Raw genomic sequence first — 13,749 nt, 5'->3', positions numbered from 1 at the left:
CTCTCTCAGGAGGTCGCGACGGGAGACGCGACAGGCACCGGCACCATGATCCAGACCGGCATCCAGGCTATGGGCATCGACGCCATCGGGACAGGCATCAACGGAGCCGGCTGCTCCGGCGATTTCGCCTTGCGGTAGGTTGCGAGGTCAATGATCTGGGCCGTCTGCGTTTTCATTCCGGGTGCCTTCCATAACGGGCTGACACTGTCCGTTATATCAGAACTGCGGTCGTTATTTCGACGAGCCCACCCAAAATCCAGCATAAAAGTAATGATTTCCGCCATTTCGCACCTAGGCGAGGCGCAAGTTCGGGATCGTCCCGGATCGGCAAAATCCTGTTCCACAATTCGACCGCCCCAAGGGCGACGTCGATTGGATGGAGGCCGGAGGACCACCGGATTAGCGGCGCATCTGTGGCAGTGTCATGGATAGTCTCCCCCATCGCCATCTCGGACAGGACGTACAATGACCGCGTCCGATCCGCTGGCCGCCGGCTGGGACGCCCAGTGCCAGCCGAATAGGACGGTCCAGACAATCTATTCCGCGACGTCTCCGGAAGACATGAGAGCTTTTCCGTTCTGGCGGTAAAGCTCGCAACCCGATCCCTCGATAATACGGGTCAACTGGCTAGATTTTGAGCCTTCGCGACTGCGGATTGTTGCCGCCTCGCCTCGCCATTTCGGCGAACAGGACTATCGCCAGGAGACCATGATGACGTTCAAGTTCGAATCTGCACCGGCCACGCGCCGCACTATTCTCGGCGGACTGGCCCTTGCACTTGCAATCGGTGGTTTGTCCCTCGCCCCCGTCGCAGCCCGCGCCGAGGACAAGGCGATCAAGGTCGGCATCATCGGCGGGGAGGACGAGGATCTCTGGCGCATCGTCGTCGAGGAAGGCAAGAAGCACGGCCTCGCCATCGAGACGGTCGTGTTCTCCGATTACACCCAGCCGAACGAGGCGCTGGAGCGCGGCGAAGTCGACGCCAATGCCTTCCAGCACAAGCCCTACCTCGACAACCAGATCCAGACGCAGGGCTATCACATCACCCCGGTCGGCTATACCGCCGTCTGGCCGATCGGCCTCTATTCGCGCAAGTTCAAGTCGATCGGCGACATCACCGAAGGCGCCGTGATCGGCGTGCCGAACGATCCCTCGAACGAGGGCCGCGCGCTGCGCGTCCTGCAGGCCGAGGGTTTGATCAAGCTGAAGGACGGCACCGGCATTCTCGCCACCGCCACCGACATCGTCGAGAACCCGAAGAAGCTCGAGATCAAGGAACTGGACGCCGGCATCGTCGGCCGCTCGATCGACGATCTCGACGCCGCCGTGGTCAACACCGACTGGGCGCTGAAATCCGGCCTGAAGCCGGAGACCGACCGGATCGCCCAGGAATCGGCGCAGGACAACCCCTACAACAACTTCATCGCCGTGAAGACCGACCGCAAGGACGAAGCCTGGGTCAAGGACCTCGTCGCCTCCTACCAGAACGACCGGGTCAAGGAAGGCATCGTCGCCATCTACAAGGGCACCGGCCAGGCTGCCTGGTAAGCGCCAATCCGGCGGGGTGGCGCGCTGAAAGGCGGCGCCGCCCCGCTTCTCCTCCCTCCCGATCGAGCCTTGTCCGCCGGGCTCCGAGTACCGAGTTCTTGAACAATCCGTTTCCGACCATTGGCGCGCATGCGCCCCTCCAGCGCGATCTTGCCGCGACGCCGCCCGTCGTGCGGCTGCGCCATGTCCGCCGCAGCTTCGACGGCGTCGTCGCCCTCGACGACATCTCGCTCTCCGTGCAGCCTGGCGAGATCCTCGGCATCATCGGCCGCAGCGGCGCCGGCAAATCGACCCTGATCCGCACCATCAACGGCCTCGAACGCATTGATGCCGGCCAGGTCGAATTCGACGGACAGGACATCACCGGCCTCCACGAAACGGCGCTTCAGCCGGTTCGCCGCCGGATCGGCATGATCTTCCAGCATTTCAACCTGCTCTCGGCCAAGACGGTCGCCGAGAATATCGGCCTGCCGCTCAAAATCGCCGGCGAAGCGCGGGCTGCCCGGAATGCCCGCGTGGCCGAACTGCTGGAACTGACGGGCCTGCGCGACAAGGCGAACGCCTATCCGTCACAGCTCTCGGGTGGCCAGAAGCAGCGCGTCGGCATCGCCCGGGCGCTGGCGGCCAAGCCGCTGCTGCTGCTCTCCGACGAAGCAACCTCGGCGCTCGACCCGGAGACGACCCACTCGATCCTCGAATTGCTGCGCGAGATCAATCGCCGGCTTGGCCTGACGATCGTCCTCATCACCCACGAGATGGAAGTGATCCGGGCGATCGCCGACCGGGTCGTCGTGCTCGACCATGGCCGCATCGTCGAGGAAGGCTCGGTGTTCGACGTCTTCGCCACGCCGCGCTCCGAGACAACGAAGAGCCTGCTCCGCAGCCTGAGGCCGAGCCTGCCCGCCCACATCGCCGAACATCTCGATGTCGCCGGCGGCGCGGAGATCGTGCTCCGGATCGATGTCTCGGGCGATGCGGCGCGCCGGCCCCTGCTGGCCGAAGCAGCGACAGAACTCGGCCTGCTGCCACGCCTGCTGCATGGCGGCATCGATCACGTCGGCGACCAGCCGATTGGAACGCTGTTCGTCGCCGTGCCGGCCCCCGGCCCCGGCGACCGCGCCCGCATCCTCCGGCACTTCAACGACAAGGTCTCCGGTCTGGAGGTTCTCGGCTATGTCACCGATCCTGTTTAATCTTCTGCTGCGCTCGATCGGCGAGACGGTGATCATGACGCTGGCGTCGGGGCTGATCTCGCTTCTGATCGGCCTGCCGCTCGGCATCATCCTGATCGCGACCGACCGGGGCGGGCTTTTCCAGAACCGGCCCGTCAACCTGGCTCTGGGCGGGCTCGTCAACGCCTTCCGCTCCGTCCCCTTCATTATCCTGCTGGTGGCGCTGATCCCGTTGACTCGGCTGATCGTCGGCACGTCGATCGGCACCATGGCGGCCATCGTACCGCTATCGATCGCCGCCATCCCCTATTACGCGCGAATGGCTGCCGTTTCGCTGCGCGAGGTCGATCGCGGTCTGATCGAGGCGGCGCGCTCGATCGGCGCCAGTCGCTGGACGATCATCCGCGAGGTCATCGTGCCGGAATCGCTGCCGGGCCTGACGGCCGGCTTCACCGTCACGCTCGTGACCCTGATCGGCGCTTCGGCAATGGCGGGCGCCGTCGGCGCCGGCGGCCTCGGCGACCTGGCGATCCGCTATGGCTACCAGCGCTTCGAGACCGGCGTCATGGTGGCGGTCGTCGCCGTCCTGATCGTGCTCGTCTGCGGCATGCAATGGGTCGGCGATCACATCACACGCCGCGTCGATCACCGGTGACCGTCGCGGCAGAACCCAAAACGAACCGACGCGGCCTCAGTGGACCGAGGCGAACATGATCTGCTCCTGCGAGACGTCGAGCGGCGAAAACTCCTCGGAGATTATTTTTGCAAGAAAAGACGGCCGAAAAAGCTTTGCGAGGCAAACGGGAGCGCGCCCCATTCACCGACAGTGCCGATCAAGCAGCGCCGCGGGATGTGCGACGCCGTCGCGCTGCCTGTGGCGGCCAGAAGAAGACGGAAGTCGCTAGCTGACGACTTCGAATTCCGGATCGATCGGAATGCCGAGCGCCGTGACGATGCGGTTGGTCGAAGATGCCATGCCGACCACCGCCAGCAAGTCGCCGTACTGGGCTTCGGTCATGCCCTTCGCGCGGGCGGCAGCCGTGTGCGAGTGGATGCAGTAGCCGCAGCCATTCGAGACGGATACGGCGATATAGATCAGTTCCTTGGTGACCGGATCGAGCGCGGAGGGAGCGATCATGACCTCCTTCAGACTGTTCCAGGTCCGCTCGAGCGTCGCCGGATCATTGGCAAGGCCACGCGAGAAATTGTTGATGAAATCCGAGCCGCGCACCGCGCGGATGTCGTCGAACACCGCCTTGACGCGGGGGGACTGGTTCGCGTCGGAATCGGTCCAAAGCTTTACCGTTGCCATAGATATCCACTCGAGTGATGGCTCTCCGCTGATGTCGCGGCTTGAGCGCCAGATGGGCAGCCACTGTCGCTAGACAGGGTTGCAGCAAGCCTGATCCTTCGCGCCGGATCAAGCAGGTGCGCTAGTCGAGCGTCGTGATGATCGATCGAACGCCGATGCGCACCGAGATGAACAGGACGCGGCCCTCTTCTCCTCTTCCTCACACACAATGGCGGCCTCTTGTCGATTTTTTCGCAGTTTTCCGCATCGTGGAATGAACCGATCCGTAGAAATATTTGCCTATTCGTGACGACGATTTAGAACATCGTCTGTTACATCGCCCATTATTGATAAATCCTCATAGGATACGGTCAAATAACAAAATTGACCTCAATCAATAAGCGCTTTCCATTGGCCCCGCTAAACGATCGGACAAGAGCTCCGGCGTCATAGGGCCTGAAACTCAACGCAGGCCCACCACGAGTGAGGTCTGCATTGTTCCAGGATGCCGTTTTAGGGAAGTCGAGACTGGCGTTTCAACGCCTGGGTGTGGCGTTGCCTTTCCTGGTCATTCTGGGTCTGGTCGCCACCGCCGCGCCGACCCTTCTCGAACCCAGCAATATCGGCCAGGTGCTGCGGCAATCCTCGATCGTCGGCGTCATGGCGCTCGGCATGACTTTCGTGCTGATCAGTGGTCGCGTCGACCTTTCGATCGGCTCGATGTTGTCGCTGATCACCATGATCACCATCGACCTGCATGACCGGGTTGGCCCCGGCGTCGCCGTGATCGCGGCGCTCGGCGTCGGCCTGGGGATCGGCATCGTCAACGGCATCCTGGTCGGCTTCCTCCGCCTGAACGCCCTGATCGCGACGCTCGCCATGCTGTCGCTGCTGCAGGGCGCGACGATGATCTATAGCAACGGCCGCGACCTGACCGTCGCAGCACCAGGCGAAACCTGGTTCGCCTTCATCGGCCGTGGCCAGGTCTACGGCATCGCCGTGCCGATCCTGATCTTCCTCGGCCTCGCCGCGTTGCTCGGCTTCCTGCTGCACAAGACCAGCTATGGACGCCGCGTCTTCGCGGTCGGCGGCAACGAGACGACCAGCGCCTTTTCCGGCCTGCGTGCGCCGCTGATCGTCGCCTCCACCTATGTCATATCGGGCCTGACAACCGCCGTCGCGGCGCTGATCATCGGCTCCCGCGTCATGGGCGCCCAGACCAATACGGGCGTCGGCTACGAGTTCGAAGTCATCGCCGCCGTGGCGCTCGGAGGGACCAGCTTCCTCGGCGGCTCCGGCAGCATCGCCGGCTCGGTCATCGGCGTCGTCATCCTCGCCTTCCTGCAGAACGGGCTGCTCCAGATGGGCCTGCCCTACTACCTGCAATGGATCGTCAGCTGGGTGATCATCATCCTGGCGGTCTGGACCGACGCCGCCTCCAAGCGCAAGAAGGTCCTGGTATGAGCGCCGTCTCCGAACCGATCGACGGCCTCGGCCGCGACAGCACCAACTGGGCAGCCACCGCGCTGACCGCCATCGGCCTCTGGGCGCGACGCTACCCGGTCTGGATCTTCCTCGCCGCCGCGCTGGTCTTCTTCAGCCTGAAGAGCCCGCATTTCCTCAGCGTGTTCAACCTCTCGAACATCCTGCTGCAGGCCGCCTTCTTCGGCTTCCTCAGCATCGGCCTGACCCTCCTCATCATCAGCCGCAACATCGACCTGACGGTCGGTTCGGTCGCGGGCCTCGCCGCCTGCCTCGCCGTCGGGCTGCAACCGAGCCTCGGCCTCTGGCTGCCGATCGCGATCGGGCTCGGCGCCGGCCTCGCCATCGGCCTGCTCAACGGCTTCCTGGTCGAACGCGCCGGCATCGATTCCTTCATCGTCACGCTGGCCGGCATGATCGGCATCAAAGGCCTCGCCTTCGCCTTTGCCGGCGAGGAATCGATCTCGGCCTCAATCGACCTGTTCAACGAGCTGGGCGCGCTGCGCATCGGCCGCATCCACGCCATCGCGCTGCTGTTCCTGGCGCTGCTGGCGATCGGCCACTACGTGCTGAAACACACGAAATACGGCCGCGAGACCTACGCCATCGGCGGCAACCGCACGGCAGCCGTGAATGCCGGCGTGCGCGTCTCGCGCCACGTCATCATCGGCTTCGCCATCTCCGGCCTGCTCGCGGCCTTCTGCGGCATCGCCATGGCCGCCAATATGGGCGCCGCCATGCCGGCCTTCGGCCTCGGCTACGAGGGCTGGGCGATCGCCGCCGTCGTGCTCGGCGGCACCAAGCTCAGCGGCGGCTCAGGCCGGATCGTCAACACGCTGGGCGGCGTGCTGCTGCTCGCCTCGCTCCGCAACGGCCTGAACATGATCCACGTCCCTGCCTACTACGTGCTCGTCACGATCGGTGGCGCGCTCATCCTCGCCTTGTTCTTCGACACCCAGTTCTCGCGCAAGCCGCGCCAGGGCTGAACGCCTTCCTCCCTTCCGAAAATGAGATCTGCCTGATGCGCAATATCCTGCTTACCGTGACAGCCCTGGCGACGCTGGTCGTCAGCCCGCTCGCCGCCTCCGCCGAACCCAAGCCGCGCGGCGACATCACGGTCGGCCTCGCCTTCGACCTGGTCAATCCCTGGGCCGCCGCCTACGACGCCGCCTTCAAGAAGACGGCAGGCGAACTCGGCATCAAGATCGTCGTGCTCGACTCGCAGGGCGACGTCCCCCGCCAGAGCAACAATCTGCGCGACCTGGTCGCCCAGCAGGTCGACGCCATCGTCCTACTTCCCAACAACAAGAAGGCCGTCATCCCGGCGGTGCGCGAAGCCCACGACGCCGGGATTCCGATCGTGCTGTCGAACGGCCGGGTCGACGAGTCGGGCGAAAAATACGTCGTGGCCTGGACCGGCCCGGACCATCACCTGACCGGCTTCCGCTCGGGCGAACTGCTCGCCGAAGCGCTCGGCGGCAAGGGCCGCGTCGTCATCCTGACCGGCACGCCGGGCACCGAATCCTCGATCGAGCGCGAACGCGGCTGCCGCGATGCGCTGGCCAAGCATCCCGGTATCGAGGTGCTGGATTCACAGCCGACCGACTGGAAGCGCGAAAAGGCGCAGACCGTCACCGAGGCCCTGATCTCCCGCTTCGGCGACAAGATCGACGGCATCTGCGCCAATGACGACGGCATCAGCCTCGGCGCGCTGAGCGCGATCGACGCCGCCGTGGTTTCGGGCCGCGTCCAGGCCGACCACATCAAGGTCACCTCCGGCGCAGCCTTCGCCGAGGGTTACCAGACGATCAAGAAGGGCGGCTCGTTCTATGGCTCCGTGCTGATGCCGCCGGAGCAGGACGCCGCCCTGGCGCTCACCACCGCCGTCCGGATCATCGACGGCGAGACCGTGCCGAAGAGCCAGTTCTACGAAACGCCGGCCTTCTCGCGCGCCAACATCGACCAGACCCCGATCCCGAATTTCTGAGCCTCGTTCCTCGAACCGCCCGGCCTCCCCCGGGCCAAGGAGACCTTGATGCGTTCCCATTTCCTGGCCGCCATCGCCATGGCCGCCATGTTCGTCGCGGGGCCCGCCCTCGCGCAGGATGCTCCCGACTTCCTGAAGGCGCCGCTGAAGAAACCGCTGAAGGAGATCACGATCGGCCTGTCGTTCGATCTCGTGAACCCCTATGGCACGGTCTACGACACTACCTTCAAGAGCTTCACCGAAGGGCTCGGCGTGAAGACCGTCATCCTGGATTCGCAGGGCGACGTGACCCGCCAGCCCAACAACATCCGCGACCTGATCGCCCAGCAGGTCGATGCGATCATCGTCTTGCCGAGCAACGCCAAGACGGTCATTCCGGCGGTGAGCGAGGCGCATGCTGCCGGCATCCCGGTCGTCATCTCCAACTCGGTGATCGATCCGGCCGGCGAACCGTACATCGCCGCCTTCTCCGGCCCGAACCAGTACATCACCGGCCTGCATGCCGGCGAGCTGCTGGCCGAGGCGCTGGGCGGCAAGGGCAATGTCGTGCTGATCACCGGCAATCCCGGCGGCTCCGCCTCGATCGAGCGCGAAAAGGGCAATCGCGACGCGCTCGGCAAGTTCCCCGACATCAAGATCCTGGATTCGCAGCCCTCCGACTGGAAGCGCGAAAAGGCGCAGGCCGTGACCGAGGCCTACATCTCGCGCTTCGGCAACACGATCGACGGCCTGATCGGCGCCGATGACGGCGTGGCGCTCGGCGCCCTCAACGCGATCGACGCGGCGATCGCGGCCGGCAAGATCGACAAGGACAAGATCAAGGTCACGTCCGGCAACGTCTTCAGCGCCGGCTACGACGCGATCAAGGCCGGCGGCATCTATTACGGCTCGTCGATCCAGGCACCCGAGGAAGATGCGCGCAGCGCCATCCGCACCGCGCTCAAGGTGATCGAGGGCGAAGATGTGCCGAAGAAGGTGTTCTTCGACACGCCGAAGTTCACCAAGGAAACCATCGACCAGTATCCGCGTCCGGCGATCTGAGGCGGAACCCGGCCATGACGAATTCAGCAACGCAGCCGACCGACGACGTCATCCTCAGCGCTTCCGGGATCTCCAAGAGCTTCCCCGGCGTGCGCGCCCTGGACGATGTCAGCTTCACCCTCCGCAAGGGCGAGGTCCATGCCCTTTGCGGCGAGAACGGAGCCGGCAAGTCGACGCTGATGAAGATCCTGGCCGGGGTCTACCAGCCGGATGGCGGCGTCATCCGCTATGACGGCCGCGACGTGGCCCTGACCGATCCGCTCGCCGCCAAGCAGCTCGGCATTCTCCTGATCCACCAGGAACTGTCGCTGGTGCCCGAACTCAGCGTTGCCGAGAACATCTTTCTCGGCAGCCTGCCGCTCAAGCGCTTCGGCCGGGTCGACGGCGCAAGGCTGCGCGCCGACACCCGCCAGGCGCTCGACCGGCTCGGCTGCGACTTCGGGCCGGACGACATCGTCTCGACCCTGTCGATCGCCCGCCAGCAGCTGGTCGAGATCGCCCGCGCCGTCGCCTTCCAGTCGTCCATCGTCATCTTCGACGAGCCGACCGCCTCTCTGACCCAGCAGGAAGCAGACCACCTGTTCCAGACCATTCGCCGCCTGTCGGAAAGCGGCGTCACCACCGTCTATATCTCGCACAAGATGCGCGAGATCTTCGAGATCAGCGACCGCATCACGGTGCTACGCGATGGCAAGGTCTCCGGCGGCCTGACAACCCGGCAATCGAACGAGGACGAGGTCACCCGGTTGATGATCGGGCGCGACCTCGACCACTACTTCATCCGCGCCGAGCGGCAGGAAGGCGCCGAACTGCTGCGCGTCGAAGGGCTCACCTCGGGCCCGGTGCGCGACATCAGCTTCAACGTGCATCGCGGCGAGATCGTCGGCCTCTACGGCCTCGTCGGCTCCGGCCGCACCGAGATCGCCGAGGCGATCTTCGGCATTCGCCCGCTCGAATCCGGCACCCTAAGCTGGGAGGGCGAGGTCCGCTCGATCCGCTCGCCGCGCGACGCGATCGCGCTCGGCATCGGCCTGGTCCCCGAGGACCGCAAGCATCAGGGCCTGGTGCTCGGCCTCGGCGGCAGCGACAACCTTGCGCTCCCCAATCTCGGCCGCGTCAGCCGCCTCGGCGTCATCGCCTCCGGCCTCGAAGGCCTGCTGTTCGAGGATTACCGCAAGCGGCTCTCGATCAGCACGGCCGGCCCGAAGCAGCCGGTGCTGACGCTTTCGGGCGGCAACCAGCAGAAGATCGTCATCGCCAAGTGGCTCGCCGTGGCGCCCAAGCTCCTGATCCTCGACGAGCCGACGCGCGGCGTCGATGTCGGCGCCAAGGCGGAGATCCACGGCCTGATCGCCAAGCTCGCCGAAAGCGGCCTCGCCGTCATCGTCATCTCCTCCGAGATGCCCGAGATCATCGGCGTCTCGCACCGCATCCTGACCATCGCCGATGGCCGCCTCACCGGCGAGATCGCCGAGAGCGAGTTCAGCGAAGACCGGCTGATCGCCGCCGTCACCGGCCATGTCTGGGCCGATGAAACCCCGAGGCCGCAGGCGGCCTGACCCTTCCTCCGCATCCCTCCAAGGAGACTGTCCATGTCCAATCTTCTGAAGTTCTACATCGACGGCCAGTGGGTCGATCCCGTGACGCCGAACACGATCGACGTCATCAACCCGGCGACGGAGGAAGCCTTCGCGACCATCTCGCTCGGCAGTGCCGCCGACGTCGACAAGGCGGTCAAGGCTGCCCGCGCCGCCTTCCCGGCCTTCTCGGCGACCTCGAAGGCCGAGCGCCTCGCGCTGCTGAAGCGCGTCGCGGAAGTCTACGCCTCGCGCCTCGACGAGATCGGCGACACCATCCGCCAGGAAATCGGCGCGCCGACGACCTTTGCCCGCGACGCGCAGGCCGGCGTCGGCGTCGCGCATCTCGAATCCGCGATAAAGGCGCTCGAAGAGCTGGAATTCGAGAGCTGGCAGGGCACGACCCGCATCGTCAAGGAGCCGATCGGCGTCGTCGGCCTGATCACCCCTTGGAACTGGCCGATCAACCAGATCGCGCTCAAGGTCGCCCCGGCGCTCGCCGTCGGCTCGACCATCGTGCTGAAGCCGAGCGAGATCTCGCCGCTGTCGGCGATCCTGTTCGCCGAAATCCTGCATGAGGCGGGCGTCCCGGCCGGCGTGTTCAACCTCGTCAATGGCGACGGCGCCACCGTCGGCGAGGCGATCTCGGCCCATCCCGATATCGACATGGTCTCGTTCACCGGCTCGACCCGCGCTGGCATCCTCGTCGCCAAGGCGGCGGCTGACACGATCAAGCGCGTCAGCCAGGAACTCGGCGGCAAGTCCGCCAACATCGTTCTCGCCGATGCCGATCTGAAGGACGCCGTCTCGAAGGGCGTCGCCGGCGCCTACCTGAACAACGGCCAGTCCTGCGCCGCGCCGACCCGCCTGTTCGTGCCGGAATCGCGCAAGGAAGAGGCCTATGCCATCGCCCGCGAGGCGGCCGAGGCCTTCAAGGTCGGCGATCCCTCCGATCCGGCGACGCAGCTCGGCCCGGTCGTTAGCCAGGTCCAGTTCGACCGCGTACAGCGGCTGATCGAGGCCGGCATCGCGGAAGGCGCCCGCCTGATCACCGGCGGCCCCGGACGGCCGAACGGCCTCAACCGCGGCTATTACATCCAGCCGACGGTCTTCGGCGATGTCCTTCCCTCGCACAGCATCGCGCGCGAAGAGATCTTCGGGCCGGTGCTGTCGATCCTCACCTATCGCGACGAGGAAGAGGCGATCGAGCTCGCCAATGACAGCATCTACGGCCTCGCCGCCTATGTGCAGGCCGGCGACCGCGACCGCGCTGCGGTCATCGCCCGGCGCCTGCGCGCCGGCCAGGTCTCGATCAACTATCCGGGCTGGGATTCCTCGGCGCCGTTCGGTGGCTACAAGCGCTCCGGCAATGGCCGCGAGGGCGGCCCGTTCGGCCTGCACGAATTCCTCGAAGTGAAGGCAATCCTGGGCGACCAGGCCGCCTGAGCCAGCTCCGACGAACCCGGCGGCGGATCCGTTCCGTCGCCGGCATCTTCCGCATCGGCTGTTGCCGTTGCTCCACCTCCGAGGTCCGCCGATGACATTGCCATCCAATCTCGACATGGACGTCCTGCGCAGCTTCGTGCTCGGCGTGCAGTTGAACAGCTTTGCCAAGGCGGCCCAGCGCGTCGGCCGGTCGCAATCGGCGGTCAGCCTGCAGATGCGCAAGCTGGAACAGCAGGCGAACTGCGAGGTGTTCCGCAAGAACGGTCGCGGCCTGCTGCTGACCGATGTCGGCGAGACGCTGTTCCATTACGCCCAGCGCATCCTCGAATTGAACGACGAGGCGGTCAGCGCCGTCGACCGCTCGGACATGTCGGGCCGGATCGCGATCGGTATGCCGCCCGATTTCGCCGAGACATGGCTGCCGGGCGTCTTGGGTCGCTTCGCGCGCATCCATCCGAACGTGCTGGTCGAGGCGCGGGTCGACAAGAACGCGACGCTGCTGGAGGACCTCGCCGCCGGCCAGATCGACCTCGTGCTGTTCTGGGGCGACACGCAGGCCGATCCGAGCCTGCCGGGCCGAAGCCTCGCCGAATTCCCGATCGTCTGGGTCGGGCCGGAGGATTATGAGCCGGATGATTCCGCGCCGCTGCCGCTGGTCATGATGGGCGCGCCCTGCATGTTCCGCACGGCCGGCATCACCTCGCTCGACACGGCCGGCATGCGCTGGCGACTTGCCTTCAGCAGCACCAGCCTGTCGGGCCTCTGGGCCGCCGTGACCGCCGGCCTCGGCGTCACCATCCGCACGCCGGAGGGCATCCCCTCCAATCTCAGGATCATTCGCGACAGCAGGCTGCCGGATCTCGGCCGCACCCGCCTTCGCCTCCACACCACCAGCCATCCCTCGCCGCCGGTACAGCGCTTCATCTCGATTCTCGACGAGCACATGAGCCTGAACTTCCAGACCGCCAACCTCCTGCCCCGCCTCGTGGCAGTGGGCTGATGGACGGAGCCCGCCATGACCAGCCCCAACACGTCCCAAGCCCGATGAAGGACATCGTCTCCCCCATCGACACGGCCGAGCAGATCGCCGCCGAATTCGCCGTCACCGCCGCGTCGAGTGATGCCAGCGGCCGACTGCCGCGCCGCCACATCGCGCGCCTGCACGAAACGCGGCTCTCCGCGCTGACGGCGCCGAAGGCGCATGGCGGCGGCGGCGCCGGCCTGCTGACGGCGGCCCGCGTCATCGGCGCCATCGCGCAGGGCGATCCCTCGATCGCACTCGTCCTCTCGATGCAATACATCAACCTCTCCACGCTGCCGCAGAGCCGCTGGCCGGAAGCGCTTGTCGCCAGGGTGCTTGCCGATGCGGCCGATTCCGGCGGTCTGATCAACGGCCTGCGGGTCGAGCCGGAGCTGGGCACGCCGCTGCGCGGCGGCCTTCCGGCGACAACCGCGAAGCTCGAAAACGGCGGCTGGCGGATTTCCGGCCACAAGATCTATTCGACCGGCGCCGGCGTACTGCGCTGGGGCATCGTCTGGGCGCGAACCGACGAGCGCGAGCCGCGTGTCGGCGCCTTCCTCGTGCCGATGTCGGCACGCGGCGTCCGCATCGAGAAGACCTGGAACCAGCTCGGCATGCGCGCGACCGAGAGCCATGACGTGCATTTCGACGACGTGCTGATCCCGCTGGAAAACGCCGCCGACATCCGCCTGCCGGCGGAATGGGGCCAGGGCCGCGACGCCGCCGCCTCGGTCTGGGGCGCGCTGCTGATCGGCGCGATCTATGACGGCGTGGCGCGAGCCGCCGCCGAATGGACGCGCGGCTTCCTGCAGAACCGCGTCCCAAGCGGCCTCGGCGCGCCGCTCGCCACCCTGCCGCGCATGCAACAGGCGATCGGCGCGATCGAGGAAGGGCTTGCCGTCAACCGGCGCCTGCTCTGGTCGGCAGCCCGCGATCTCGACGAAGGCGACGCGCCCTCCCCGGAAGAAGCCAACCTGCTGAAGGTCGCGATCACCGAGCGGGCGATCGACCTCGTCGGCGCCTGCCTGAAGCTTTCCGGCAATCACGGCCTCGCCCGCGCCAACCCGCTGGAACGGCATTACCGCAACGTGCTCTGCGGCCGCATCCACAGCCCGCAGGAAGACACCGTCCACCTCGCCGCCGGCCGCGCTGCGCTGGCATCAGCCACCTGATCCCAAGACTTC

General features: G+C 66.0%; 13 protein-coding genes. 11 read left to right on the top strand and 2 right to left on the bottom strand.

Annotated features, from left to right (window positions below):
- Positions 1-5 precede the first annotated feature (5 nt).
- Positions 6-176 carry a hypothetical protein gene (locus OSH12_RS09245; protein WP_266343223.1) on the bottom strand — a complete coding sequence of 57 codons (171 nt, stop codon included), beginning with the start codon at positions 174-176 and terminating at the stop codon, positions 6-8.
- Between the two features lie 535 nt (positions 177-711).
- On the opposite strand from OSH12_RS09245, the gene OSH12_RS09240 reads away from it, so the two are divergent.
- From OSH12_RS09240 to OSH12_RS09230, 3 genes are all read left to right on the top strand, one after another.
- Entirely contained in the window at positions 712-1,548 is an 837-nt protein-coding gene (locus tag OSH12_RS09240) for a MetQ/NlpA family ABC transporter substrate-binding protein (protein WP_266343363.1), read from the top strand.
- Positions 1,549-1,646: 98 nt separating this feature from the next.
- Positions 1,647-2,741 carry a methionine ABC transporter ATP-binding protein gene (locus OSH12_RS09235; protein ID WP_266343222.1) on the top strand — a complete coding sequence of 365 codons (1,095 nt, stop codon included), beginning with the start codon at positions 1,647-1,649 and terminating at the stop codon, positions 2,739-2,741.
- Positions 2,722-3,375 (top strand): methionine ABC transporter permease, encoded by a 654-nt coding sequence (locus OSH12_RS09230; protein WP_266343221.1) that lies wholly within the window; start codon positions 2,722-2,724, stop codon positions 3,373-3,375. Before OSH12_RS09235 ends, OSH12_RS09230 begins: the two co-directional genes overlap by 20 nt.
- A gap of 246 nt (positions 3,376-3,621) precedes the next feature.
- Here the strand turns inward: OSH12_RS09230 and OSH12_RS09225 are convergent, their stop codons facing one another.
- On the bottom strand, positions 3,622-4,032 hold the full coding sequence (locus OSH12_RS09225; protein WP_266343220.1) for a carboxymuconolactone decarboxylase family protein: 411 nt from the start codon (positions 4,030-4,032) through the stop codon (positions 3,622-3,624).
- Positions 4,033-4,560: 528 nt separating this feature from the next.
- Here OSH12_RS09225 and OSH12_RS09220 point away from each other — a divergent pair.
- From OSH12_RS09220 to OSH12_RS09185, 8 genes are all read left to right on the top strand, one after another.
- Complete coding sequence (locus OSH12_RS09220; RefSeq protein WP_266343219.1) at positions 4,561-5,475, top strand: ABC transporter permease; 915 nt, start codon at positions 4,561-4,563, stop codon at positions 5,473-5,475.
- On the top strand, positions 5,472-6,479 hold the full coding sequence (locus OSH12_RS09215) for an ABC transporter permease (RefSeq protein WP_266343218.1): 1,008 nt from the start codon (positions 5,472-5,474) through the stop codon (positions 6,477-6,479). The genes OSH12_RS09220 and OSH12_RS09215 overlap by 4 nt, the downstream gene beginning before the upstream one ends.
- A gap of 35 nt (positions 6,480-6,514) precedes the next feature.
- Positions 6,515-7,480, top strand: coding sequence for a sugar ABC transporter substrate-binding protein (locus tag OSH12_RS09210; RefSeq protein ID WP_266343217.1), 966 nt, complete (start codon positions 6,515-6,517; stop codon positions 7,478-7,480).
- Positions 7,481-7,528: 48 nt separating this feature from the next.
- The gene (locus OSH12_RS09205; RefSeq protein ID WP_266343216.1) at positions 7,529-8,521 is read left to right on the top strand and encodes a sugar ABC transporter substrate-binding protein; all 993 of its coding nucleotides are present in this window, start codon (positions 7,529-7,531) and stop codon (positions 8,519-8,521) included.
- A gap of 14 nt (positions 8,522-8,535) precedes the next feature.
- A complete protein-coding gene (locus OSH12_RS09200; RefSeq protein ID WP_266343215.1) occupies positions 8,536-10,080 on the top strand; it encodes a sugar ABC transporter ATP-binding protein in 1,545 nt (514 codons plus the stop codon).
- Between the two features lie 33 nt (positions 10,081-10,113).
- Positions 10,114-11,544 carry an aldehyde dehydrogenase family protein gene (locus OSH12_RS09195; protein WP_266343214.1) on the top strand — a complete coding sequence of 477 codons (1,431 nt, stop codon included), beginning with the start codon at positions 10,114-10,116 and terminating at the stop codon, positions 11,542-11,544.
- A gap of 91 nt (positions 11,545-11,635) precedes the next feature.
- Complete coding sequence (locus OSH12_RS09190) at positions 11,636-12,544, top strand: LysR substrate-binding domain-containing protein (protein ID WP_266343213.1); 909 nt, start codon at positions 11,636-11,638, stop codon at positions 12,542-12,544.
- Between the two features lie 44 nt (positions 12,545-12,588).
- Positions 12,589-13,737, top strand: a complete 1,149-nt coding sequence (locus OSH12_RS09185) for an acyl-CoA dehydrogenase family protein (RefSeq protein ID WP_380223564.1) — start codon at positions 12,589-12,591, stop codon at positions 13,735-13,737.
- Positions 13,738-13,749: the final 12 nt, after the last annotated feature.

It is taken from the genome of Kaistia terrae (assembly GCF_026344005.1).
Taxonomy (GTDB): domain Bacteria; phylum Pseudomonadota; class Alphaproteobacteria; order Rhizobiales; family Kaistiaceae; genus Kaistia; species Kaistia terrae.
This window is presented reverse-complemented; position numbering and strand designations above follow the sequence as displayed.